20 protein-coding genes, 1 tRNA gene, 1 pseudogene and 1 other annotated feature are annotated in these 24417 nt (G+C 47.3%); of the genes and pseudogenes, 4 read left to right on the top strand and 18 right to left on the bottom strand.

From position 1 onward, the window contains the following. Positions 1-205 precede the first annotated feature (205 nt). From NG798_RS17810 to NG798_RS17780, 7 genes are all read right to left on the bottom strand, one after another. On the bottom strand, positions 206-1282 hold the full coding sequence (locus NG798_RS17810; protein ID WP_261225036.1) for a hypothetical protein: 1077 nt from the start codon (positions 1280-1282) through the stop codon (positions 206-208). A gap of 821 nt (positions 1283-2103) precedes the next feature. Beyond that, positions 2104-3816, bottom strand: a complete 1713-nt coding sequence (locus tag NG798_RS17805) for a DUF4335 domain-containing protein (RefSeq protein ID WP_261225035.1) — start codon at positions 3814-3816, stop codon at positions 2104-2106. An 89-nt stretch (positions 3817-3905) separates the two neighbouring features. Further along, on the bottom strand, positions 3906-4505 hold the full coding sequence (locus tag NG798_RS17800) for a DUF3038 domain-containing protein (RefSeq protein ID WP_261225034.1): 600 nt from the start codon (positions 4503-4505) through the stop codon (positions 3906-3908). A 284-nt stretch (positions 4506-4789) separates the two neighbouring features. Beyond that, positions 4790-7258, bottom strand: a complete 2469-nt coding sequence (locus NG798_RS17795; protein ID WP_261225033.1) for an endonuclease MutS2 — start codon at positions 7256-7258, stop codon at positions 4790-4792. Between the two features lie 322 nt (positions 7259-7580). Further along, the gene (locus tag NG798_RS17790; protein WP_261225032.1) at positions 7581-7733 is read right to left on the bottom strand and encodes a hypothetical protein; all 153 of its coding nucleotides are present in this window, start codon (positions 7731-7733) and stop codon (positions 7581-7583) included. A 587-nt stretch (positions 7734-8320) separates the two neighbouring features. Continuing rightward, positions 8321-8554 (bottom strand): hypothetical protein, encoded by a 234-nt coding sequence (locus NG798_RS17785; protein ID WP_261225031.1) that lies wholly within the window; start codon positions 8552-8554, stop codon positions 8321-8323. A gap of 383 nt (positions 8555-8937) precedes the next feature. Then, positions 8938-9303, bottom strand: a complete 366-nt coding sequence (locus NG798_RS17780) for a VOC family protein (RefSeq protein ID WP_261225030.1) — start codon at positions 9301-9303, stop codon at positions 8938-8940. A gap of 532 nt (positions 9304-9835) precedes the next feature. Here NG798_RS17780 and NG798_RS17775 point away from each other — a divergent pair. The 3 genes from NG798_RS17775 (at position 9836) to NG798_RS17765 (ending at position 12883) form a co-directional block, all read left to right on the top strand. Then, positions 9836-10999: a GuaB3 family IMP dehydrogenase-related protein gene (locus NG798_RS17775; RefSeq protein ID WP_261225029.1), complete on the top strand. Its 1164-nt coding sequence runs from the start codon at positions 9836-9838 to the stop codon at positions 10997-10999. 263 nt (positions 11000-11262) lie between these two features. Next, entirely contained in the window at positions 11263-11586 is a 324-nt protein-coding gene (gene trxA, locus NG798_RS17770; RefSeq protein WP_261225028.1) for a thioredoxin, read from the top strand. Positions 11587-11809: 223 nt separating this feature from the next. Next, positions 11810-12883, top strand: a complete 1074-nt coding sequence (locus tag NG798_RS17765; RefSeq protein WP_261225027.1) for an LOG family protein — start codon at positions 11810-11812, stop codon at positions 12881-12883. A gap of 353 nt (positions 12884-13236) precedes the next feature. Here NG798_RS17765 and cheB read toward each other — a convergent pair whose 3' ends face one another. The 3 genes and pseudogenes from cheB to NG798_RS17750 form a co-directional block, all read right to left on the bottom strand. After that, positions 13237-14448: a chemotaxis-specific protein-glutamate methyltransferase CheB gene (cheB, locus tag NG798_RS17760; RefSeq protein ID WP_261225026.1), complete on the bottom strand. Its 1212-nt coding sequence runs from the start codon at positions 14446-14448 to the stop codon at positions 13237-13239. Between the two features lie 54 nt (positions 14449-14502). Further along, the gene (locus tag NG798_RS17755; protein ID WP_375338978.1) at positions 14503-16755 is read right to left on the bottom strand and encodes a response regulator; all 2253 of its coding nucleotides are present in this window, start codon (positions 16753-16755) and stop codon (positions 14503-14505) included. 348 nt (positions 16756-17103) lie between these two features. Beyond that, positions 17104-17385 (bottom strand): annotated as a pseudogene (locus NG798_RS17750) (Hpt domain-containing protein); the annotation flags it as partial. Between the two features lie 577 nt (positions 17386-17962). On the opposite strand from NG798_RS17750, the gene NG798_RS17745 reads away from it, so the two are divergent. After that, entirely contained in the window at positions 17963-19882 is a 1920-nt protein-coding gene (locus tag NG798_RS17745; protein ID WP_261225025.1) for a serine/threonine-protein kinase, read from the top strand. A 168-nt stretch (positions 19883-20050) separates the two neighbouring features. Here the strand turns inward: NG798_RS17745 and rplL are convergent, their stop codons facing one another. The 8 genes from rplL to rplS all read right to left on the bottom strand — a co-directional run bounded on the left by rplL (position 20051) and on the right by rplS (position 24385). Further along, positions 20051-20440 (bottom strand): 50S ribosomal protein L7/L12, encoded by a 390-nt coding sequence (gene rplL / locus NG798_RS17740; RefSeq protein WP_261225024.1) that lies wholly within the window; start codon positions 20438-20440, stop codon positions 20051-20053. A 70-nt stretch (positions 20441-20510) separates the two neighbouring features. Further along, positions 20511-21044, bottom strand: coding sequence for a 50S ribosomal protein L10 (gene rplJ, locus NG798_RS17735; RefSeq protein ID WP_261225023.1), 534 nt, complete (start codon positions 21042-21044; stop codon positions 20511-20513). A 151-nt stretch (positions 21045-21195) separates the two neighbouring features. After that, positions 21196-21360: a sequence feature (ribosomal protein L10 leader region), on the bottom strand. 121 nt (positions 21361-21481) lie between these two features. Continuing rightward, positions 21482-22198: a 50S ribosomal protein L1 gene (rplA, locus tag NG798_RS17730; protein WP_261225022.1), complete on the bottom strand. Its 717-nt coding sequence runs from the start codon at positions 22196-22198 to the stop codon at positions 21482-21484. 148 nt (positions 22199-22346) lie between these two features. Beyond that, positions 22347-22775, bottom strand: coding sequence for a 50S ribosomal protein L11 (gene rplK, locus NG798_RS17725; RefSeq protein ID WP_261225021.1), 429 nt, complete (start codon positions 22773-22775; stop codon positions 22347-22349). Positions 22776-22783: 8 nt separating this feature from the next. After that, positions 22784-23416, bottom strand: a complete 633-nt coding sequence (nusG, locus tag NG798_RS17720) for a transcription termination/antitermination protein NusG (RefSeq protein WP_261225020.1) — start codon at positions 23414-23416, stop codon at positions 22784-22786. Further along, a complete protein-coding gene (gene secE / locus NG798_RS17715) occupies positions 23413-23640 on the bottom strand; it encodes a preprotein translocase subunit SecE (RefSeq protein ID WP_261225019.1) in 228 nt (75 codons plus the stop codon). Before secE ends, nusG begins: the two co-directional genes overlap by 4 nt. A gap of 209 nt (positions 23641-23849) precedes the next feature. Further along, a tRNA-Trp gene (locus tag NG798_RS17710) sits at positions 23850-23922 on the bottom strand. Positions 23923-24019: 97 nt separating this feature from the next. Further along, the gene (rplS, locus tag NG798_RS17705) at positions 24020-24385 is read right to left on the bottom strand and encodes a 50S ribosomal protein L19 (protein WP_261225018.1); all 366 of its coding nucleotides are present in this window, start codon (positions 24383-24385) and stop codon (positions 24020-24022) included. Positions 24386-24417: the final 32 nt, after the last annotated feature.

Raw genomic sequence — 24417 nt, 5'->3', positions numbered from 1 at the left:
AACTGGTTATTCAATGGGAACGGAAAATTAAAAACAAAGGTAATGCTGTTTGTCTGGTTTAGCTGCGTAGCAGCTTAACTTTTAAAAACCCAACCATCCAATTAAAACCGGCCCCTATTTTTCCCTTATCAATAATCATTTCCCCCCTCTCCATCAACAAAGACAGAAAGGGGAGAGATTTAATTATCCAAAAACCCCAAACCCCTTAACTATCAATAGGAGCCTGGGGAGGCTGACGCTTAACCGGCTTTGGCACAGGAGCCTTTGGCGCACCTCCAGTAGCCTCCGGCGGTGCCGCTGGCTTACGCGGCGGGCCACCCGGTCTTTTATTAAACGGAGGACGACCACCACCACCACCGCCCACGCCAGGTTTACGAGGCTTAAACGACTTCCTCGGCTTCCCAGGAATCAAACCAATATCATCCCCCTCCTGAATCACCAGCGCCTCACCTTGCCGCTGTACCAGCAAATCCCAAAAATGGCCCACCGCCTTAGTCGGCACCTTACCGCTCAGTTTCAACTTAAAGTATTTTGGCTTATCCGTCGGTTTACGCGGCGCTTGGCGAATCTTCACCACCAAACACTCCTGCTCAACCGACTGAAAAATCACCTCACCTCGAATCGAAAAATAACCATCAATCACCCTCTCCTCTTCTTCAGGATTAGGAATAGCATCTTCAGGCGTTTTCGCTAAAGTTTTTGGCTCCCACACCCCAAGAATTTGAGTGTGCAAATTCCCATCATTTTGACGAGTGCGAGGATAAACCACCCACAAATGATCCTCCTCCAAATTCAAATGCTTTTTCACCAAACTCATAACTCTGCCCAACAGAACCGCATCAATAACAGTCCCATCTGTCGTTAACAAAATCCCCTGAGTAAACTGACTTGCCGAAGCAATATAACGACCCTTCACCAAACCAATCGCCCGATATTGCATTGGTTCACTTGGCGGCGGAATAGGCAAACCTCGACTTGTAGGCACATAAGTCGCGGCATCGCTACCCTCCTCAGACTCAACAGGGGCAGCGGCTACCTCATTTTGATTGCTTTCCGGCTCGGTTTTTTCCGACACAGAAGCCGAAACCGTTTCAGCCACAGTCTCCGGCGGCACCGTCACCGCCTCACTACTTGGGCTGTTAGACTCAACAGAAGCGCTCTCAGGCGGCGTAGTCATTGATGGCGTTGCCGATGGCGTTGTGGCCCGCTTTTTTTTCGGCTGTTTTGGCTCAGGTGCAGCAGAATCAGAAGATTGAGGGACAGAATCAGGAAACATACTCATAAAACCTCTGGCGGAGACACATTCCCGATATAAATTCAGTCGGGATCTGCACGTTTTCTTTCCCAGTAGCCAAAGCCAAAAAAGCTTGAAACTTTTTGTTATTACAAAAGCCAAAGAACATTTTCACTTTGACCACTGGGCTTATATCAAGTTCGTTAGAACACCTATATTATCTGCTTTTTGTGAATGATTTATAGTAATTTTTGGAATTAATAATAAATTTTTATAAATAATTCAAAAATCACAATGAATCACCCCAAAGCGGTCATTGACATGACACGATCAGCAGGATCATTTAAGTCTTCAACGCAACAAGATAGGCGATGCTTGCTGTTGACTTTTTTTGTTTGCGTAGCGTCCCATAGGGAAGTGATGAGCTAACGATGTCATCAAAAATCAAACAATAGCAGCCCATAGCAAACTCCAATTTTAAGACACACAGTTACAGAGCATCAGTCAGCTTATTTTACTCAATGCAAGGAACCCCAACCACTATCAGCACGGTTTGTTGCAAATCACCCTGCCGGTAGCCCCTGTTTTCGGCCCTACACTCGGAGAATCACATCCCCCATTATCTCCCTTAACAAGCGGGATCTGCCGCGTTATTAAAGGCGGCTGGGGAATCGTCGGGGTCTAAAAACACCCCCTAGCTGCAATGTGCATTTCCCTACGCCACCCTCCGCCAACAGCCCAGATCAACCTGGCCAAAATACGGCCAAATTCCCTACAACACCCTACGCCCATAGGCATCGCGGCTGAAAACATTAGCGTTTTCACTCTGACTTTAGCGGAACTGCAGGCTGTTTGGAAGCCAAATTGACTTACAAATCATTTTTAAACGGTTCCAAAAAGGTTTGAACCCTGCCATCGGGCCTCAACACTAGCCGAATTCGTGGCGGTTCACCTCCTGTTACCGGCGAGACAAACGGCTCATTTGCCAAAGGCATCCCTGTAATATCAATCATCCGCCCCGATGTTAGCCCTCTAGGCAAAACTTGCCGAATTGACCCATCTGCATTCAAAGCCAAAGTGTACTCTAAAGGCTGCGTCAAACTCGCCGGCGGCTTCCAGCGTTCTTGAAAATAATCTCTCGCCTGGTCTATTTGCACGTTAATATCCGACACAGCAGCGGTTTCTGGCTGACCGGCCTGATTGTTTTCAGGCGTTGGCGTGGCTGCTGGGGCGGGTGTGCTCGCCACCGCACCGTTTTCGGGCAAATCCACCATCGGCAGTTCTGGGGGCAATTCTCCGGTTTTCGCAGTTGTCGGTGCCGGTGTTGGCGTGGCGCCTGGTGCCGGTGAACTGGCTGCCGGCCCCGACGCTGGCCCACTCGCCGTTTTGGGTTGAGGTGTAGATTTGGCCTGCCCATTCCCACTCACCTCTGGCTGAGTTGTTCGAGAAGTCGCCACATCCCCAGTCTGTGGAACACCCGGCGCTGTATTGGTTGCCGGTGGCGGGATATCAGGAATAGTCACCACTGGCGGTGCCGATGGAATTGATGGCAGCGTGTTATTTGGCGGTGGGGGAATCTGCATCGCGGCACCCCCACCGGCAGCCTGTGAATTTTGAGCAACCAGCGGCGGTTGTCCGGGTAACGTTGTCGGTAAAGGCTGCATCGGGTTGCCGTTCATCGGTGGCAATTTTGGCAATTTTTCTGGCGGCGCTTGTACTGCTGGTGGCGGTGGTGGTGGCGGTGGCTGGGGTGCCGGTGCAATAACTATTTGTTGAGGTTGGCTATTGTTTCTCCCCCCCAGTGTCGGCTGGGGTGTGTTTACCGATTGCCTCGCCGCCGTTTGCACGCTGGGGTTGCGATTAAAATTTGCCGTCACTGCTGCCGTCACACCGGCAGTAATCACCACCACAGCAGCAGTTTTTGCCCATTCTGGCCACTTAAACACCCTCGCCGGTGTTTGCAGGTTCGGTAAGGCCATCACAGCCGCGCTGTATTCTTCCAGAGCACTTGCTAAATCAAACAGTTGCAACGTTCCCAAATTCACCACCGGCCCCGATTGCCCGTTTGCCAGCGACCCTAAAAATAAGTCGTGTGATAGAGCACCTTTGGGTTGTAAATAAATCCCCTCAGCCCCAAATTCTCTGGGCTTCTCCACTGTGTCAACCGCCCTCAGCGATAGCGGTGATTTCTCTGGGAAACTATCTTGTTGCCACATTAAAGCCGGCTCAGGGCTGGCCGGTCGCATCCGGGGTAAGGCTTCTACCGTCTCGTTGTCTGCTTGGTGTTCCGCAGTGTTTCCAGTACCATATTCTTTGTCATTTGTCAAGAAATAAAAAGACTCAGAGGGAGATTGTTGGAGAAAAGACTGAACATAATTAGTAACAGCCTCGTACAAAGCCTCTAATTGAATGCGATCTCCGTTAACAGAAACCCGCATATCTTCGGGAAGCTGAGGTGCATCAAAGTGCAATTCAAACTGCAAATTTTTTAAAAGAGGCTGCTGTGCCCACTGCGACAAAGGCGAAGTGTTTGCCGTAATTTCTAACGTACAAGTGGGAGGCGTAAATTTTTGCCGAATCATGGGATTTTAGATTTAAGGGTAGCCCGATTTAAGGGTAGCGAGAGGGTAACATTTCAGCCTAAAACATTGCCGGTAAGAATAAAGTGCCCTTAAGTGGTTGTGCTGCGGCTGCGGTCAAGCAAAGCCAGCCAAAGCCTGCGTTCGCCTCCCTGGCCAGTATAAAACAGCAAATCAATTAAAAGCTTAAGTGCCAAGTTCATCAGGAGTTGACTGGAGAGATTTTCGTCATCTTCCATCCGCTCTTGATAAGTATTACAAAATTTATCGATATAATCCCCAAGCAAACCGGAGTGATGAGGAGGCCGGTTCGCTTGAGTAAGTTGTTCCAAAAGTGCGACGGCGCGACGAATTAATTCTTGGTGTTGTTTGGCTAAATAACAGCTAATTAAAACTAAACCGCGAGCTTCTTCAACGTCGAGTTTTTTGCGTCCCCCACTGCCTTTACGGATGGGGTTAGATTGGCGCAGTCGCCAGAGGGAAACTCTATCGGCGACCATTGTTTCAATGTTTAATTCTACCGCAGCCCGGAGCATGGCTTCTGAACCAATGCCGGCCAGACTTTCGAGTGCAAGCAAAACTAAATCTAATTGCGTTTTTATATTATCCAGTTGGGCCGGTTGGGGGCCGGTTGGGGGAATTAAATTCTCCCATTCGGGTTTTGAGGCGGTCGTTTTAAGAGTTTGGTGCATGGCTTTTAGCAGAAGATCAGCGATCTAGGCAGGCGTGGGGGGGTAATCAAGCTTTTAAGAAGTGCTGGATGTTAACTAGGGGCCGGTTGGTTATGTAGAAGAACCAGCCCCTACTTTAGAATTACAAGCACGATTCCCCCATATTAAATACCAATTACAAAACTTCTTAGGGAATTTTCCGTAAGTTTTGCTGTCTACCCGTACAGACATTCCGGCGGAACGTCTCTACCATATCCCCCGAAAGACGTTCCAGCGGAACGTCTCTACCACCATCATTTGGGGATTTACTTCAAAAAAGCAACCGTGACACCGGCACCCCCCTCGGAGTTGGCAGCAAGTTCATAACGGCTGACTTGCGGGTGATGTTGTAAAAACTCATGGACTCCCTGACGTAGTTTGCCGGTTCCCTTGCCATGTACGATCCAGAGAGCGCCGCTGGTGGGGACGGCCTCAACAATGGCTCGTTCAAGTTGGCTTTCGGCATCGCTAACACGACTACCCCGGATATCGACGGTGTTTTTAGAAGTGCGAACGGTGGGCAACTGGACGGGTATTTTGTCTGGGGTTGGGCCGGTTTTTTCAGCAGATGGGTGCGGTTTGGTTTTGACCGGCATTTCTGCTTTCTCCCCATCGAGGGATTCAACATCGGCTAAAGAGACGCTCATTTTCATAATCCCAAAGCGGACGGTTAAATTTCCGCTCTCATCGGGGGCACTGAGGACTTCTGCGGTTTGTCCAAGGCGGGGAATGCGGAGCCGGTCGCCGACTTTTGGCATAAAGCCTGGTTTGGGGCGTGGCGGAGCCTTGCGAGAGGGCAAATACTGCTCGGCTACTTGATCAATGTTGGCGGTGGCTTGTTGAGCGTCTTGGCCGGTGGGGGTGCCTTGTTGTAGCCGGCGGATAACGCGGGCGATTTCGGCTTTAGCGGTAGAAATTGCTTCTGTGACAGCGATTTCTTGCGAGAGTTTAAGTTGTTGTTCGCGTTGTTGCAGTTCGGAGGATTTTTGAGATAGTTCTTTATGGAGCAGCTCGGTTTGTTTGAGAAGATCGGCGGCTTCTTTGGCTTTGGTTTCTTGGTTGCGGCGTGATTGTTCTAAACCGGCAATAACCGAATTGATTTCTTCGCCGCTGCTGGCTCCGACGCGACTTTGAGCGGTCTGGACAATATCTTCTTTTAAACCGAGCCGTCGAGCAATAGTTAAAGCATTGGAGCGGCCAGGAATGCCCCAGAGTAACCGATAGGTAGGAGAAAGGCTTATATCATCAAATTCGACGGAGGCGTTTTCAAAGCGTTCGTCTTGATATTTCAAGGCTTTGAGTTCACCAAAGTGGGTAGTGGCGATACTCAGGCCAATATGGGAGGCGAGATATTCGAGTAAGGCGATGGCGAGGGCGCTGCCTTCGGAGGGGTCTGTACCGGCGCCTACTTCGTCTAGTAAGACTAAGGAGTTTTCTGTGGCTGCATCGAGGATGCGGCTGATCCGGCGGATATGCCCTGAGAAGGTGGACAAACTTTGCTCGATTGATTGTTCGTCACCAATATCGGCTAAAACGTTGTCAAACCAAGGTAACTCTACGGGTTCGCTCGCGGGTATGAATAGGCCGACTTTGGCCATGAGGACGGCGAGGCCGAGGGTTTTGAGGGTGACGGTTTTGCCGCCGGTATTGGGGCCGGTGATGGCGACAACACGAATTTGCGGCTGAATGATGATATCCACCGGCACCACTGATGGCCCTTGTTCGTGTTGTTGTTGCCAGACAAGCAGCGGATGGCGTAGTTTTCGCAGCGTAATGCGCTCGTGAATTTTAGATTTAGGTTTTGAGTTTTCGGTTGGCGGATTAATTGTTGTGTCTGATTGTTTTGCCCATTCGATAAAGTGGGGTGGGTTGGCTTGTAACCAGAAACTATAGCGAGCTTTGGCGGTGGCGAGGTCGATGTCGGTGGCGATGCTGAGGAGTTTTTCGAGGTCGGGTTTGACTTCTCCTACGCTGTGGCTGAGGTTGCGGCGGACGGCTTCTTCTTCGGCTTGTTCTTGTTTTTCTAGTTGGCGCAGGTGGTTGTTTTGCTCAATAATGGCGTGGGGTTCAATGTAGAGGGTGGCGCCGGAGGCGGAGGTATCGTGTACGATGCCTCGGATGCTGTCTTTATGGCTGGCTTTTACGGGAATGACAAAGCGATCTCCCCGTTGGGTGATGAGTTGTTCTTGGACGGCGTTTGATTGCCTTTGCAAGATTCCTTGTAGGGTTTGATAAATTTTGTCGCGTGCAGAGCGGAGTTTGTTACGAATTTCTCCGAGTTTGGGGCTGGCTCGGTCGGTGACTTTGCCTCTTTCGTCGATGCAGCGGTGAATTTCTTGTTCGATTTCTGGATAGGTTCTGGCTTCTTGCACTATGCTGGCTAACACCGGCACGTCTGCTGAATAGTTGTCGATGGTGCGCCGCAACCGTCTTACTCCGGCTAGGGTTGTGGCTATTTCTAAGAGTTCTTCTCCCAATAGCACTCCTTGTATTTCTGCCCGTGCTATCGATTCTCCTATATCATAAATTCCATCAAATGTCAACCCTGATGGCAGCCGATTTTCCAGTTCGTAGGTTTCTTTGGTTTGAGCGAGCAGGTGCTGGGTTTGCTCTGGGGTGTTGGGGATGATAAGTTGAGTGGCTGCCTTTGCTCCGAGTTTTGTGGCGGCAAAGGTGGCTAGGTGTTGGCACAGGCGCGGCCATTCGAGGAGGTCTAGGGTTTCGGTTTGAATCAAAGCTTGAAAGCTGAATTTCGACTAAGGGTATATATTAAGCAATTTTAAGCTTTGATTGCCTCGGCGTGGGGTTTACTGAAAAGATTTTTGGGGATGCCGGTTTTTGTCGTTAAACAGTTGGCTTTTTATTTTTTGCGTTTGTTTTGCTATAACGGGACTTGCTCTTCGGTAAGATTTTTCTTTTTCCTAGCGGTTAAGAGCGTTTGCTTTTGTCTGGGTTGGTGTTTGGAGGTTTTTTTCTCTAAAAATAATAAATGCTTCTCTACAAGAATTTGCGACTGAGTTTTATTTCCCTCAGCCGCGTTGCTTGTTATTCTCGATTTTAAGCATTTGATGTTTGTACGGATTGAGGAGATTTTTTGGTATCGTTTAAAGTCAGCAAAAGTAGGGGAATGCTAATTAAGAAAAGGCCGATGGTTAAACTTACTGTTTTGATTGCTTCGATTTCGCTGCTGATATTTGTTGTGGTTTTCATAATGGCTCCTTTGTTTTTAACTGCAAGGTTTTTGCAGGTGATCAGACAGTTGCAAGCCCCAAAGATGTTGTACTTAATAGGTCCGTGAATAAAAAAGGGGATTTACCGATTTTTTCTGTTTCTCAGAAAAGGTTTTCTACTACCGACGGTTTTACAGTTTGGCCCCGCCTGTGCTTCAGTTAACTGGAGACGCTAGGCTGCCGGCTGAGGCGTTTTTTTCGATACTGCTTGAGCAAAAAGTTGATTTTTAGATTGGATGAAAGCTTTTTTTTAGCTCTCGCTTATCTTTCTTTACTCTACAATAAGTTTTGATGAGGTGGCATCCGAGAAATTACTGATTATTCGCCAATTCGTTTAATGCTACGTTTACGGGGTAAAAAATAAACAAGGCACAGAAAGATAGAGATGCTCTGATTATAAATAGGTGAGGGGCGTTTCTTGTGTTTCCCACTTGGCAGGCTTCTATCGAGAGAGCGCATTCATAAATCTAAGGTTTTCGGACAATTGCAAATAGTAATGCTGGAGAAATGTTGTATGAGTAAAAGTCGGGGAATGAAGAATTACCATACCCTGATAGCTGGGAAGTGTCAAAGTGGGAGTCTTTTTCTTTTTGGTTTGGGGGGGAATGAGCCAAAACTGCCGGCGATCCAGGCCGTTTCTTCGCCTGGATCGACTGCCGGCTCTAAATAGGTTTTAACGAGGGTTTCAAGCTGGCTAAGCCGGTCTAAATCAAAGTTTTTGAAAAAATCGTCTAAAGCTTGCTGGTCTTGCTTGGTTAGGGGCACCCGGTCGGATTCATCAATTGTCGTAAAGCTTAGCATAGCGCACCTGTCTGAATGGCAATGTTGGCTAATTACACTGTAGGCTTATGGGCATTGTTAACGCCTCAGTTGATTTACTCATTTTTAAAATATTAGTTTGGTAAAGTTGCTACGGATGACGGGGCCAATCTGGAAGCAGGCCGGTCGGTGTCGAGCGGCGCGAAAGTTAGGTGCCCCGCCATTAAAAAATAGGTTTTTGTGAATGTTTTTTAGTTTTTAGGGTATCTGAGCGGGCCAGCTTTGCTTGGGGATGGGATGGCCAGAAGCTCTATATTTAAAAATGCGTCGCCACTCACCGTTAAGGAGAATATAAAAACTTTAAAAAAGCGGTGAGGGTGACGCAGGTGGGAATTAGTTATAACGGTAATTGGTTTTTTTAAGGCTCAGGCTTTGACGGCGGTACTAGCCGGTTCATAAAGGTATTCAAACCAATTTCCATCGGGATCTCTTCCGTAAAAAGATGCGGTTCCGTCTCGGTGATCGTGTATGGGGCGGACATCTAAACCGGCTTCGACGGCTTGCTGATAGGCGGTTTCGATTTCTGTGCGGTTGTTAAAGACAAAGCCAAAATGGGGCCCGGCGTGTTTGTAACTGGGGCTCAGCAGTGCTAGTCCATCTTCGCCTGCTTTGAGATAAGCCCAGTCTGCATCTTTCCAGGCGACTTGCATTCCCAAGTTTTGATAAAATTCTACTGCTTTGTCGATGTCTTGTACGCTGATCGCTACATGACCGATGCGTTTTAGTTTCATAAGGCCGGTTGTGTTTTTTTAGGGGTTGTTCTTTGTTTATTTTATCGCAGTTATTTGTCGGCTTATCTGAGGTGGGGAAAGGTTTTTGTTGGGGTTTGTGGTGCTGGTGTTTTTTTGTTGGTTTTTTTTAGAGAGATTAATGTTTCTGGGCCTAAATGATGCTGGGCAAAGTTATGATTTGTTAGGGTTGAAAGGTGGTAGGGTAGGGCCGGTTGAATGGCTGGTTTTTTGGCAAGAGAATTTGAGATTTAAGGCGGATTTTGGCAAAGGTATCATGGGCTGGGGTTTGCTGGGGAAAAGGTATTTTAAGTGTGTGTGTTTTTGAGGGAGAGATTTTGAGGAGAAACCTGGAAACTTGATCACCCTATTAAGCAGGAGGGGGAGTAAGAAAGTGTAGCGGCTGTGTGTGCTGGGTTTAAGTGATGATGAGGAAGAGGTGGGATGGGGTTTTTATAAATAAGCTCAAACTACAGCAAAAAAGTCCAAAATATGATAGCCTAGCCAGAATATAGTTTTGGGAACGCTTACCAGAGTGGACATTTCAATTGGGCGGGGCAAAACGGCTCGCAGGGCATACGGAATTGACGAAATCGCGCTAGTCCCAGGGACTAGAACACTCGATCCGAGTTTAGCGGACACACGCTGGAGTATTGGCGGTATTGAGAGAGAAATCCCCATTATCGCTAGTGCTATGGATGGGGTGGTGGATGTTCAGATGGCAGTCAGACTGTCTGAGTTAGGGGCTATGGGGGTGCTGAATTTAGAAGGCATTCAAACCCGTTACGAAAATCCCGATCCGGTTTTAGATCGTATTGCTTCGGTGGGCAAAGATGAGTTTGTGACGCTGATGCAAGAACTGTACTCGGTGCCGGTGAAGCCGGAACTGATCGAACAGCGTATCAAGGAAATTAAGAGTAAAGGCGGAATCGCTGCGGTTAGTGCGACGCCGGCCGGTGCCAGTAGATACGGCGAGAGTGTGGCGAAAGCGGGCGCTGATTTGTTTTTTATCCAAGCGACTGTGGTTTCTACAGCACACTTGTCTCCAGAAACAATTACGCCCCTAGATTTAGCTGAATTTTGTGCACGGATGCCAATTCCGGTGATTTTAGGCAATTGCGTGACTTATGAAGTGGCGCTTAACCTGATTAAGGCTGGGGCGGCTGGGATTTTGGTGGGCATTGGCCCTGGTGCTGCTTGCACTTCACGCGGTGTGTTGGGTGTGGGTGTACCCCAAGCAACGGCTGTTGCTGATTGTGCGGCTGCACGGGATGATTATTTCCGTTCGTCGGGGATCTATGTTCCGATTATTGCGGATGGTGGGTTAATTACGGGCGGTGATATCTGTAAGTGTATTGCCTGTGGTGCAGATGGGGTGATGATTGGTTCGCCGTTTGCGCGGGCTAAAGAGGCTCCTGGTCGTGGTTATCACTGGGGGATGGCAACGCCTAGCCCGGTTTTGCCACGCGGAACTCGGATTCGGGTGGGTTCTACCGGCTCTCTGGAGCAGATTTTACGCGGGCCGGCTCAGCTTGATGATGGCACTCATAATTTGTTGGGTGCTTTGCAGACAAGTATGGGAACCCTTGGGGCTAAGAATATCAAAGAAATGCAGCAAGTTGAGGTGGTGATTGCTCCGTCGCTGCTGACTGAAGGTAAGGTGTACCAAAAAGCTCAACAGTTGGGGATGGGTAAGTAAATGCACTTACCATAAAAATAATTAAAAAATTCCCTGATTGTGACGGAATCGGCCAAATGAGCCGTTAGAATAGAATTGAAGCGGAGACAAATGTTTCCGTTCACTCCTCACACCACACTCCGCCCGGACTGCTGTTCGGGCGGTTCCTTAATTTAAATAGGCGATTTAACATTCTCGTCATCAGCCTGTACCCGTGTTGTGGCGCTGGATGATGGTAGAATGACAAACTTAAAGACACCATTGATAGGTAAGGATTCTTAGGAATGTCATCAGCAGCACCAGTTACAGATTCAACGTTTAAGCAAGAAGTCCTAGATAGCGAACTTCCTGTTTTAGTAGATTTTTGGGCTCCTTGGTGTGGGCCTTGCAGAATGGTCGCGCCGGTTGTGGATGAAATTGCCCAGCAATACGGCGGCCAGGTAAAAGTGGTTAAGGTGAATACAGATGAAAATCCGGGTGTTGCGAGCCAGTATGGCATCCGCAGTATCCCCACTTTGATGATTTTCAAGGGGGGTCAGCGGGTTGATATGGTGGTGGGTGCGGTTCCTAAAACTACTTTGGCACAGACTCTGGAAAAATATCTCTAAGGGTTTGAGCGCAAAAACACTCTGTTTATTTTCACAAATTTTTTTTGATTGCCTCGCTTTAGCACCGGCTTTGTGAGGCTTTTTCGTTTCTGATTTTTTTGGCGTTGGAATTGGGTTTGTGTGTTTGGTTGAACTCAGTGGTTTCTTTGGGCAAACTAAGGATAAGACCGCGATATAAGGCGAGTCTCGATACAATGAAATTACTGATCAAGATTCAAAATTTATGGCTATTTCTACTTCTCCTTATATTGATTCTGGCGATTCCCTCCATGCGAAAGTTCTAAATTTAATCGAACGGCTACCTAATGATCAGTACGCTAAGTGGATAGAGCGTTCTCTTAGTACGATTGTTCGTTTGGCTGGTAAGGAAGTTGACCGTTTAGACTGGAAAATTTTGTCGGCTTCTCTGCAAGATATGGAGCGAGCTTTTCAGATTTTTTATCCCTACCGCCACGTCCGTAAAGTTACAGTTTTTGGCTCGGCGCGGGTGTCGGAAGATTCGCCGGAATACAAAACCGCTGTAGAGTTTGCTCGCTATGTGACGCGCGAGGGATTTATGGTGATGACCGGCGGCGGTGGCGGGATCATGCAGGCGGGAAATGAGGGGGCCGGTGCTGACTGCTCGTTTGGTTTAAATATTTATTTGCCGTTTGAGCAAGGGGCGAATCCTTATATTACTGATGATTCTAAGTTGATTGAGTTTAAATATTTTTTTACTCGCAAGTTGTTTTTTTTGCGGGAAAGTGATGCGGTGGCTTTGTTTCCGGGGGGGTTTGGCACGCAGGATGAGGCGTTTGAGTGTATTACTTTGAGTCAAACAGGCCGGTTTGGGCCGGTGCCGGTGATTTTGATTGATCCTCCGGGGGGGGACTATTGGCAAGATTGGAATGCGTTTGTGAATAAGCAGCTTGTCCGTCGTGGGTTGGTTTCGCCGGCAGACACGAGTATATACACAATTACGGATAATTTAGATGTAGCTTGTGAGGCAATTAAAAATTTTTACAAAGTATATCATTCAAGTCGCTATGTGGAAGATAAGTTTGTAATTCGCCTTAAGTGCGAGTTATCGGATGAGGCGGTGGAGCAGTTGAATGAGAATTTTGGCGATATTTTGGTGAAGGGGAAGATAGAAAAAAGTGCGGCTTTGCCAAAGGAAACAGGGGATGAGACGTTGGATTTGCCCAGGTTGGTTTTATATTTTAATCAGCGGGATTTGGGCCGGCTTTATCAGTTGATTGCTACCATTAATCAGCTTGGGGCTACTTCGTTGATTTCTTGTCATCCTGAGCAGAAGTAAGGATAAGATTACTTTTTGGGACTAAGCCTAAAGGCGACGGATTAAAATCCGTCGCTACAAGAATCAAACAGACTCCCTGATAAATAGGGTTCGTTAGCGAGTAAAAAGGTTAAGAGTGACTGTAGTTTTTTGAGGGTAAATCAGCATTCCTTAAAATTAGTTTTTAGGGAGGAATTCACCCTTCAAAAGGCTCTTTTACTGCATTTGGAAGGCTGAATTTAACGTTTTTGTTAGCGGCTGTATGGTGTTAAAAAATTTCAATGCAGATAAGCTTTTTCTCCATAAAATAATTTTTACTGAGGTTGTTAACCGGCAAGGGAAAGAAGAATCAAAAGCCGTTAAAAATAGGGTTATTACTCAGTTTCTCTTCCCAATTTATTCAAAATCATCGGGGCAATTTCATTGACCGGCAACACCAAAGAAGCGGCATTTAGTGCAATGGCTTCTTTAGGCATTCCAAACACCACAGATGTTTTTTCATCTTGAGCAATGGTGAGTCCACCGGCCCGACTTATCGCTTGCATACCATCGGCGCCGTCTCTTCCCATGCCGGTGAGCAAAATTGCCATTGCTTTTGAGCCGTAAATTTTGGCGAGAGAGTTAAAAGTAACGGTGACAGAGGGCCGATGACCGCTACAGGGTGGAGCCGAAGAACAATTAAACCGGCCTTGGGAGTTGAGTTCTAAATGATAGCGTTCTGGCGGAAAATAAATCGTTCCTGGTTGAGGCCATTCACCCGGACTAGCAATTTTCACTGTCATTGCACATTCAGCATTTAACCAATCCACCAATCCCTGTAAAAACCCCTCACTTATGTGCTGCACACATATAAGGGGAACGGGAAAATTAGCCGGAAAACTTGTGAGAATTGTATAGAGGGCTTGGGGCCCGCCGGTGGATGCACCGACCCCGACAATTTTTATGGGAGTGCGGGTTGTAGGGGCTGGCGCGTCTACGCCCTTCTGGTCGGGGGGGAGGCGGGTGCCGGGTGTTGGCGAGACTACGGTTCGGGGGGGCTGAGAGACTTTGGCACGGACGGATAAACCGACGCCGGCACTTACTCCCGACCGAGCGTTCCCAGGTTTACTGCCCGTAGTGCTTTTAGGGGGGAGGGGTGTAGACTCGCTGGCGACTGGTCTGCGGCGGCGGGTAAAAACAGCGACACCACTGAGAATTCTAATTTTACTAATTAACTCAGCGCGAGTTGTTTCATAATTTTCGCCAATGGCACCGCGAGGCTTAGGAAATACTTCAACAGCACCGGCTTGAAGTAATTTAAAAACATTGTGGGTATTTTCTGGCTGAACCGAAGAACTGATCACTAAAATTGGACGGGGAAATTTTGCCATAACTTCTTGGGTAAATTCGAGCCCATCCATTTGCGGCATATGTAAATCGGTACAGATAACGTGGGGCTGCAAATGGGGAATCATGGCTAATCCTTCGGTGCCGGTGCGGGCACATCCCACGACGATAATATCAGGAGATGTGCTCAGCATTCGTTTAAAAATTGTCGTGGCAACAGGAGAGTCTTCTACTAATAAAACTCGGATGTCCTTTGTCATTGCTCATTTGTCCTTTGGCATTTGTGATGGGTGATTTGGCATTGGGTGGAGGGTTTAAATGAGCCTTTTTAAGGTTTCAATGAGTACCTCTTGGTTAAAAGCATTTTTTGTGATGTATGCAGATGCACCGGCAGAAGCGCCTCGTCGCTTATCTTCATCCGAAGCCAAAGATGTTACCAAAATAATTGGCAATTCTAAATATTCTTTGTGCTGACGGATTTTTTGAGTTAGTCCTAAGCCGTCAAGATTCGGCATTTGAATATCAGAAACTACGGCATCAAAACGGCGTTCTCTGAGTTTGGTGTAGCCATCTAAGCCATCGACTGCGGTGATGACTTCATAACCGGCACTTTCGAGGATGCGTTTTTCTTGAGTGCGGGTGGCGATAGAGTCTTCTACTAATAAAATAACTTGTTTTTGTTTCGCTGTGTCGGTTGGCAGTGTTGGGATGATAGTGCGGGATTGTCTTTGTACGGACTTAATTAAATCTTGGGGATTGAGAACCACACAAACTTCGCCGGTGCCGAGAATGGTTGTCCCAGAGACATTTCGCACCCGCTGCAATAATTTGCTTTGAGATTTCAAGACAACATCTTGCTCATCTAGCAAACCATCCACAATTACACCCAAACGCTCTTGCCCGATTTTAAGGATAATACAAGATAAATTTTGATTATTACTAAAAAGTGGGCTTTCTGCTGGTGTAGGTAATTCGAGTAAATCTGCAAGTCGGGCAATAGAGATTGCTTGATTATCTAAAATCATCGTGTCTCGCCCTTCAATGGTAAAAATGTCATCGACGGGTAAAAGTCGAGCCATTTCTACAAATTCCACAGGAATTGCATAAGGGATATTATTAACCGCTACTAGCAAAACATGAGCGGTTGCCAGAGTTGTGCAAAGTTTGAGGCGTAAAGTGCAACCTTTACCGGGGCTAGATTCTACTTGAATTGTGCCTTTTAGACGTTCTACGTTTGTGCGTACTACATCTAAACCGACACCTCTGCCGGAAACTTCGGTTACAAAAGTGCGGGTTGAAAAGCCGGGAGAGAAAATCAGAGAATGAATTTGATGGTCGCTTAGGCTGGCAAGTTCTTCTTCTCGACAAACTCCACGTTTAAGGGCAGTGCGTTTAATGGCTTCGATATCTAAACCGCGTCCGTCATCAGAAATTTCTAGGATGATATGGTTGGCGGTTTGGTATCCGTGCAAACGGATGGTAGCGATTGGAGATTTCCCCGCAGCAATGCGATCTGCCGGTAATTCAATTCCGTGATCTATCGCATTTCGGAGAATATGAGTCAGGGGGTCTTTCATTTCTTCTAAAATGCGTTTATCAGCCCTGGTTTCGCCGCCTTCAATGATTAATTCAACTTGTTTTTCTTGCTGTCTGGCCAAATCCCGAACTAGGCGGGGAAATAAGTTAAATATTGTTGATAAAGGTAATAGGCGTAGGGTGCGGATTCCTTCTTCGAGTTCGGAGGAAATAACATCAAGTCGGGTGCTGTCTTCGTAAAGTGAACTTTTGAGGCTTTCGACGAGTAATCCTAGTTGTTCGAGGTGTTGTTCATAGGATTGGTGGAAGTTTTGAACTTGTTTAAGTGCGTTGGTGTTGGTGGTTCGCTGAATTTCATCGAGGGTGAAGCGGTTGATAAAAACATTCCGACTCCATTCTTCCCATAAATTTACAATATTTTCGAGGTCGCTGAGCCGGTGGGCGACGCGAATTTTGGTAACGGTTAGTTCTCCTCCAAGTGTCATTAAGGCGTCAAGATTTCGCGTTTCAACTCGAATGCTTTCGATGCGATAGTTGTCTGTGTTTGGATGATGGGGAGTGTTTTTTTCAGGTTGGATGGGGGGGGGAGCTAGTGTTATGGTTTCTTCGGTTCTAGGGGGTGCCGGTGGGGAGGCTTGATGATGAATTGCGGCGATGTTTATATTACTAGGAATGCCGGTAACGGCTTCGCTAACGAGTTGACGTATGGTGTCTAATACCTCTGACATTTGATCGCAAATGTTAGGGGTAATGGAAATTTCACCTTTGGTGACGCTGTTAAGAATATTCTCTAGTTGGTGGGCAAGGGTGCTGATGTCTGGGAGTCCTAGCATCCCTGCATCACCTTTTATGCTGTGGGCTTCCCGCAACATTGCTTCTATTTGTCTGGGATCGTTGGGATTTTTTTCTAGGTAAAGTAATCCTGCATCTAGTTTTTGTAAGTGTTCTTCACAGGCTATTTTAAATGTGGTTCGCAGTTCTTCATCTTGGATATATTGGCTGCTTTTTGTGAGGGCTGGTGCTGGGTTAATTTGGGCCGGTTGTTGGGGGAAATTAGCTATTTCCGCCGGTCGTTCTTTGGTTTTTTTTGTTTTGGGTTTGGGTGAGGGTTCCGAGAGTTTTAAATGTGCTTCTTCTTGGGGGGGTTGCTCGTAATTTGTTGAGGTAATTTTTGGTAAATCTTGGGTTGGAGTTGGCGCTGAGTTTTGGGATAAGATTTCAGGGGTCTTTTGTGGCGGTTCTTTGGGCTTTTCGGGGGCTACTTCCTGGGAAGCTGTGGGGTTAACATGAGCTCCCATTAGGTGAGCAAGGGCATAAAAGGTGTTGACTCCTGGGGGGGTGCCGGTGACGGCTTCAACAAGTAGTTCCCGAATGGCTGCGATGCCTGCAAACATTCGATCACACAGCGCGGGGGTGAGGTGGCTGTCTCCGTTTTTGATGCTGGTTAATAGGTGTTCAAGTTGATGGGCAAGGGTGCCAATGTCTTTGATGCCTAACATATTGGCATCGCCTTTGAGGGAGTGGGCTTCTCTCATCATTTCCGCTAACAAGGTTGGATTGTTAGGCGTTTTTTCGAGAAGTAATAAGCCTTCGTCAAGTTTTTGTAAATGTTCTTCACTGGCAACTTTAAAGGTAATCCTGAGCTCTTCGTCTTCTATCATCATTGTTTATGTCCTTTGGTTAGCTTTGAAGATGGAATTGCCGACTTTATTCTAGTTTAGATTTTTTACCTTGTCTGGCCTGATTATTATTTTTTTGTCGGCTTGGCGCTCTCGCTTTAATGGTTGATGCTCCCTTGGCTCTGTTGGTTGGGTGACGAGGGGGGGATTGGGTGGCTGAGTAAATTCTGCCGGAAATTTGCCCTGAAAATAACTGTTTTATTGGGGTTGGCAACGGCCTTGTATTAAAAATTCCCAAAATATTTAGGGAAATTTCTAAACTTGTCATTTTGCCAAAAAAAAGTTTTTTGCATTTTAAATGCACGGCAATAATTTAGCTTCTTTTTTGCCTTTGGAGGTTAGGCTACATATTTATTTTATCTTTTTTGCAAAATGACGGTTAGCTGTTGGCAAATGGCTGTGCTGGCTGTTGATGGTGGCTTGAGATTTAGGTCTGGCCGGTGAGGCGGGATCAGCCGGTGAGAGGCTTCGTAAAACTTAACAATGATCTTGCTATAGGTCTGAAAGCCTTTACTCTAAGGGATTTTTAAAATTTAAAATCTCCAGGCTAAAATCTAAAATGGTAGAATTTGATCGGGGTAAGGCACAGATATTTTATGTTTTTATGTCTTGGGAAGTATCGACAATTGTGGGTGATAAATTAAAAAATAAAAATAGAATGGGCCGGCTTGTATTAAATAAAAGCCTTTTTGAATTGGCCTTAGTTAAAAATTGCTCTTTATTTGATAGTTTACTTTTTATGAATACAACACTGTTAGGCAATCGTTATCGTATTCTTGGCTCGTTGGGATCTGGGGGTTTTGGGGAAACGTTTTTAGCTGAAGATACTCACACCCCCTCGGCGCGTCGCTGTGTGATTAAACAGTTAAAGCCGGTAGCCGGCAATCCTGATCTTTATCGGATGGCGCGGGAACGTTTTGGCCGGGAGGCGGCGATTTTGGAGCAATTAGGCGAGGCTAATCATCAAATCCCGCGTTTATATGCTTATTTTGAGGAATCGGGTAAATTTTTTTTGGTACAAGAATTTATTGAGGGCCAAACTTTAACGCAAAAGTTGCAATCTCAAGGCATCCAAAGTGAAAGTACGGTGCGCTCAATTTTGCTTTCTATTTTGCCTGTTTTGGCTTATGTTCACAGCCAGCAAATTGTTCACCGCGATATTAAACCGGATAATATTATTCTCCGTCAGCGGGATGGATTGCCGGTTTTGATTGATTTTGGTTCGGTGAAAGAGTCGATTAATACAGCGTTGAATTATGGTAATTCTGGGCCTTCGATTGTGGTGGGAACTCCGGGTTTTATGCCGGCAGAACAAACTTCGGGCCGGCCTATTTATTCCACTGATTTATATGCTCTGGGTTTAACTGCTATTTATCTGCTTACCGGCAGAATTCCTCAACAATTAAACAGTGATCCCCGCACGGGTGAGATCATTTGGCGGGAATTTTCGCCAAACCTCAGTTCGTCTTTTGCTGCTGTGCTAGATCGCGCTATTCGTTATCATCCTCAAGATCGTTACCATTCCGCTCAAGAGATGCTGGCTGCTTTACAATCACCGGCTGCCGGTGTTGCGGTTGCGCCTCCTCCGGTGGGGATACCTGTTTCGGAACGGGAAACGCTGGCTGTTTCTCCAGGGGTGGGGATTCCTCAGCCGGTTGCTCCTGTGCCTCAGCAGGTAGCGGTGTCTAATAACAATAATTGGCTCAAAGCTTTGCTGATTGGCGGTTCTTTTGGTTTGGTGGCGGCGTTGGCAATCGCGGGAATTCGTGCGGCTTTACAATCTCCGACACCGGCACCGAGTCAACCGACGGCGGTAGTTACGCAGACACCGCCACCGAGTCAACCGACGGCGGTGGTTACGCAGACACCGGCACCGACTCCACCGGCTGCTGTGGATTCTCCCCCACCGATATCAACTCCACCGGCTGCTGTAGTTACACCTACACCGGCACCGACTCAACCGGCACCGACTCCACCGGCTGCGGTAAGTTCTCCTATACCACAAAATGCTGATATTGTCAACCCTCGAAATGGAAATTCACCGGCAAAAGCAGAGAGTGGGGTGAGAGAAGCGAGGGTGCCGGGTTTACCGCCGGGGACAGCAGAGACGGTAATTACAGAGACTTTTGGCTCGCCGAGTAAAGTTTCTGATGGGGTGTGGGAAAATACGGAGGCGATGCTTTACCGGGTAGTGCCAAATCAAATAGATTTAGGGTTTATTGTTGACCGAGATACGCGCCGGTTGAGACAAACAGAAGTTTCTTTTGGGCGGTCGGTGAGTGTGGAAGAAATGCAAAAAACTTTAGATGGGATGGCCGGTGGGCAAGCAAGCGATGAAGTGAAACGGCAACTGAAGCTTGTACAAGAAGGTAAGGAGAATCAATACAGTTTTTCAACCGGCAACTGGGATGGAATCATCGAGCGCAATGAACAAGATCGCATTTATATAGCGCTTTGGGAAGCTGATTTACATTATTAAAAAATAGACATAGCCCACCAATCAAAATGATATCGGTGGGCTGTGCATCGTCAACAGATTAAGAGGGCTTAGGCAAAGAAACCGAGTTTCAAGTGAAAAATCAAAAATTCTAAATTAGAGATCCACTTGATTTACTTGTTCTAACCTCAAAGGTAAATCCTGACTAAATTACTTGATGCTTACTTTAGCGCCAGATTCTTCAAGCTGCTTCTTGGCATCTTCGGCTGCGTCTTTGGCAATAGCTTCTTTGACCGGCTTGGGAGTTGATTCTACCAAGTCTTTTGCTTCTTTCAAACCAAGGCCGGTGAGAGTCCGCACAACTTTGAGAACTGCAATTTTCTTGTCGGCGGGGACTTCTTCGAGGATAACGTCGAATTCGGTTTTTTCTTCAACCGGCTCAGCAGCAGCAGCAGTAGGAGCAGCCATCATCATCATACCGCCGGCGGGAGCAGCAGCGCTGACGCCAAAAGCTTCTTCAATTTGCTTAACCAAGTCGGCAGCTTCCAACAAGGTCAAAGACTTAAGCTTCTCTAAAATTTCATCGGTGGTTGCAGACATTGAAATGGCTCCTTTTTGGATTTACAAACAAACGGAATATTCGAGAGATTTCAAGAAACAGCCAATAAAATTAGGCAGCTTCTTTGTCTTTTTCGGAGACAGCTTGAATCGCACGAGCCAGCGAGGCTGGAACTTCGTTGATTGCGACTGCGAGCTTGGTTGCAACGCCATTGATAGCGCCGGCAATTTGAGCAATAAGCTGTTCTTTGGAGGGCAAGTCTCCGATGGCTTTGATGTCGGCTTCACTTAAGAGCCGGCCTTCCATTACACCACCGCGCAATTCTGTTTTCTTGCTGACTTTTTGGAATTCTTGATAGGCTTTAATAGCGCCACCAATATCTTCTTTAACCACCAAGAAGGCGGAAGAACCATTTAAGATGCCTTCCATTGCTTCCCATTTAGAGTCGCCTTGGATGGCGATGCTCATTAGGGTGTTTTTGGTGACTTTGCAAACGGTGCCGGTGGGGCGGAGTCGTCTGCGGAGGTCGGTAATTTCTCCGACTGTCAGCCCTTTGTAATCGATAACGACGACGATTTGCGCCTCACTTAAAGTGTGTTTGAGGTCGGCGATAATTTCGCCTTTACCTGCGCGCGTTCTACCCACTTTTTTTCACCTCCTGTTATAGGTTGGTAGCAGCTAAGGGGTTTTGTGATGCCCGGAGGTTAGATTTTGGATTGTCAAAGACGTTATGAGCGGTTTTTTGACAATTTCATCTAAGGGCATCGATCCAAAATGGGTTTAGCCAATGGGTTTTGAATCCAATCAAAAACCCCGGTCATCTTGCCGGGGTTACGCGCTCCTGCAATGCCGTGCCGGTTTTTATTTAAACTCAGCATGGGATTGCAGTGTGCGGGCGTTAACCTCGGCAGGAAATTAAGCATTTGGCTCCTGCTGTCTTTGGCTTGGCCGTTTCCAGTTTTGGATTTTTGATTGCCAACCTTAGAGATTAGATTAGTTTGGATGTTTTGTCAAGGGGGGGTGGGGAATTGGGGAGATGTTTTTGAGCAAATTCCTAATTCCCTATTCCCTATGCGGAGCTTTTAGGCTGCTTCGTTGAGTTTGAGGTCACGAAGGGCGCTGATATCGACTTGGATGGCTGGCCCTTGGGTGGCGCTGATGTAGAAGGTGCGCCAGTAGCGACCTTTTGCTCCAGAGGGCCGGTTGCGGTCGATAGTTTCTTGTAAGGCTTTGAGGTTCACGAGGAGGTCTTCAGCGGTGAAGTTTGCTTTGCCGAAGAGGACGTGAACGATGCCGGTACGGTCTGCACGGAATTCGAGTTTACCGGCTTTAAATTCGGAAATGGCGCTTGCCAAGTCAAAGGTAACTGTACCGCCTTTGGGGGATGGCATTAAACCACGAGGGCCAAGCAGTTTACCAAGTTTTGCAACTTGGGGCATGACATCGGGGGTAGCTATAAGTTTGTCAAAGTCCATGCGGCCTTTTTGAATTTCGTCGATCAGTTCTTCTGAACCGACGATATCTGCACCACCGCGTTCTGCTTCTTGGACTTTTTCACCGCGTGCGATGACGGCGACTCGGACGGTTTGGCCGGTGCCTTTTGGTAGGGCGACGGTTGTCCGCAGTTGTTGGTCTGTATATTTGGGGTCGATGCCTAAGCGAATATGAGCTTCTGCTGTTTCAACAAATTTAGCTGTTGCGGTTTCCTTGAGCAAGTTAATTGCTTCGAGGGGTGCGTAGGGTCGTTCTTCTACTTTTCGGAGAAGTTCTTTTAAACGTCTGGATACTTTTTTTGCCATTTATGTCTCCTGGGGTTGGTGGCGAGGTTTTTCCTCTCCCCCGTGATGGGTGATTAGGGATTGGTGATTGGGGACTGGAAAAAGGTCAAAGTCTAAGGTTTAAACTTTTTTAAATTTTTCAGTCTGCCTTCACTTTTCACGTTTCACTTTAAGCTTCAACGACGGTTACGCCCATGTTGCGAGCGGTGCCGGCCACAATTTTCATGGCGGCGTCGATGTCGTTGGCGTTCAAGTCGGGAAGTTTGGTTTGGGCAATTTCCCGCAGTTGGGCTGTGGTGATGGAGCCTACTTTTTTCCGGTTGGGTTCGCCTGATCCGCGTTCAATTTTGGCGGCTTTGGCGATTAATACGGAGGCCGGTGGGGTTTTGAGAATGAAGGTGAAGCTTCTGTCTTCAAAGACGGAAATTTCTACCGGCACGACTAAGCCTGCTTGGTCTGCGGTTCTGGCGTTGTATTCTTTGCAGAACATCATAATGTTAACGCCGTGCTGACCGAGGGCCGGCCCGATTGGGGGGGCTGGGTTGGCTTTGCCTGCCGTGATGGCCAATTTAATGACCGCGACTATTTTTTTTGCCATTGCTCGACTCAGTTCTGTTTCTGAACTTGGTTAAATTCCAATTCTACGGGGGTTTCTCGTCCAAAAATGGAGAGTAACACTTTTAGTTTGCTGCGTTCGGGGCTTACTTCTATGACTTCGCCTTCAAAGTCTTTAAAGGGCCCTGATAGCACTATTACTTTGTCGCCCACTACCATGTTGATTTTGACAACTGGCTCTTGTTCGCGGGCTTGCCGGAATATTCGTTCTACTTCTGAGTTGGATAGGGGTACGGGGGTAACGTGACCTCTTCCTCTTCCGTAGCGGCGTTTTTGTTCGGCTCCGACAAAGTTAATGACGTTTGGGGTGTTTTTGACTACTTGCCAGCTATTGTCATCCATCGCCATTTTCACTAACACATAGCCCGGAAATACTTTTTCGTCGGACTGTGAGCGTGAGCCGTCTTTTCGGATTTTAATCGCCGGTGTCTGCGGGATTTCTACTTGGATGATTTTGTCTGCGACATCGAGGGTTTCGATGCGCTGTTCCAAGTTTGCTTTTACCCTTTTTTCACACCCAGAGGCAACTTGCACAGCGTACCAACGTGGCTCTTTTGTCACGTTGAGTTCTGGCATATCTTGCGTCTGATTTTGTTCGCTTGTTTCGTCCGATGCAAACATCATCCAAATACCTGCGTTGAGGCCCAGCTAAAGAAGTTATCCACCAAATAAATGAAGGTTGCAACGAGCGTTACCATTAGCAATACTGCTACGGATTCGCTGATTACTTGCTGTCGGGAAGGCCATACGACTTTTCCCAGTTCTTCTTTGGTTTCATCAAAAAATTTTACGAGGCTAAACCCTGTTGGGGTTTCTTGTTGTATTTCGGCTTCGTTTTTTTTGGCCACAATGACTAACCTCTCTCTGTGTGCGGCGACCGGCTTTTTTCCGAAAGTTCCCTTGGGGCGATGTTATTTTTTAACTTCCAGCCGGACAAGAGGAGCTTTGCCTTTTTGAACCGTTCTCATAATAATCCTACCCGAAGGTTGACGATGCTGGTGCTTTCGCACTAAGCCCGTGTTTCCTTTCGGGTAGGATTTTTTGATCGGTGGTTCAGCGCGCCCTGGAAGACTCGAACTCCCGACATCAGGTTTTGGAGACCTGCGTTCTACCAACTGAACTAAGAGCGCACAGGCGTTTTGCTTGGCATTTTGCCTTTGCCTTATCTAGTATAAACCGGTTTTTAAATTTTTACTAGACTGCCAAGCGATTTTTTTTGATTTTTTTTTAGGTGAGGGGCCGGTCAAAGCGTTGTTTGAGTCTGGTGGCTTTACCAACGCGGTCACGCAGGAAGTAAAGTTTGGCGCGGCGGACTTTGCTGCGGCGCAAGATTTGGATGCTGTCGATGCGGGGGGAGTGGATGAGGAAGACTCGTTCGACTCCGACTCCTTGGAAGATGCGGCGGACGGTGATGGTTTTGGTGAGGCCGCTGCTGCCTTTGGCGATGACTGTGCCTTCGTAGGGTTGGATGCGTTCTTTGCCGCCTTCTACGATTTTGACTGCGACTTTTACGGTGTCTCCGATTTGGATGTCGGGGAGGTTGGTTTTGAGTTGTTCCGCTTCTATGGAGCGAATTATTTCTTGGGCTTTCATAGGTTTTCAAATTCTGACAGCCTCTTATTATA

The organism is Ancylothrix sp. D3o, assembly GCF_025370775.1.
Taxonomy (GTDB): domain Bacteria; phylum Cyanobacteriota; class Cyanobacteriia; order Cyanobacteriales; family Oscillatoriaceae; genus Ancylothrix.
Note: the sequence above shows the minus strand (reverse complement) of the source record. Positions and strands in the feature narration are given on the sequence as shown.

What these genes read in the sequence shown, in the direction of transcription:
- NG798_RS17810 (WP_261225036.1), bottom strand. Translation starts at nt 1,282, where the DNA reads ATGAGTATGTTTCCTGATTCTGTCCCTCAATCTTCTGATTCTGCTGCA.
- NG798_RS17805 (WP_261225035.1), bottom strand. Translation starts at nt 3,816, where the DNA reads ATGATTCGGCAAAAATTTACGCCTCCCACTTGTACGTTAGAAATTACG.
- NG798_RS17800 (WP_261225034.1), bottom strand. Translation starts at nt 4,505, where the DNA reads ATGCACCAAACTCTTAAAACGACCGCCTCAAAACCCGAATGGGAGAAT.
- NG798_RS17790 (WP_261225032.1), bottom strand. Translation starts at nt 7,733, where the DNA reads ATGAAAACCACAACAAATATCAGCAGCGAAATCGAAGCAATCAAAACA.
- NG798_RS17785 (WP_261225031.1), bottom strand. Translation starts at nt 8,554, where the DNA reads ATGCTAAGCTTTACGACAATTGATGAATCCGACCGGGTGCCCCTAACC.
- NG798_RS17780 (WP_261225030.1), bottom strand. Translation starts at nt 9,303, where the DNA reads ATGAAACTAAAACGCATCGGTCATGTAGCGATCAGCGTACAAGACATC.
- trxA (WP_261225028.1), top strand. Translation starts at nt 11,263, where the DNA reads ATGTCATCAGCAGCACCAGTTACAGATTCAACGTTTAAGCAAGAAGTC.
- NG798_RS17765 (WP_261225027.1), top strand. Translation starts at nt 11,810, where the DNA reads ATGGCTATTTCTACTTCTCCTTATATTGATTCTGGCGATTCCCTCCAT.
- cheB (WP_261225026.1), bottom strand. Translation starts at nt 14,448, where the DNA reads ATGACAAAGGACATCCGAGTTTTATTAGTAGAAGACTCTCCTGTTGCC.
- NG798_RS17745 (WP_261225025.1), top strand. Translation starts at nt 17,963, where the DNA reads ATGGTAGAATTTGATCGGGGTAAGGCACAGATATTTTATGTTTTTATG.
- rplL (WP_261225024.1), bottom strand. Translation starts at nt 20,440, where the DNA reads ATGTCTGCAACCACCGATGAAATTTTAGAGAAGCTTAAGTCTTTGACC.
- rplA (WP_261225022.1), bottom strand. Translation starts at nt 22,198, where the DNA reads ATGGCAAAAAAAGTATCCAGACGTTTAAAAGAACTTCTCCGAAAAGTA.
- rplK (WP_261225021.1), bottom strand. Translation starts at nt 22,775, where the DNA reads ATGGCAAAAAAAATAGTCGCGGTCATTAAATTGGCCATCACGGCAGGC.
- nusG (WP_261225020.1), bottom strand. Translation starts at nt 23,416, where the DNA reads ATGATGTTTGCATCGGACGAAACAAGCGAACAAAATCAGACGCAAGAT.
- rplS (WP_261225018.1), bottom strand. Translation starts at nt 24,385, where the DNA reads ATGAAAGCCCAAGAAATAATTCGCTCCATAGAAGCGGAACAACTCAAA.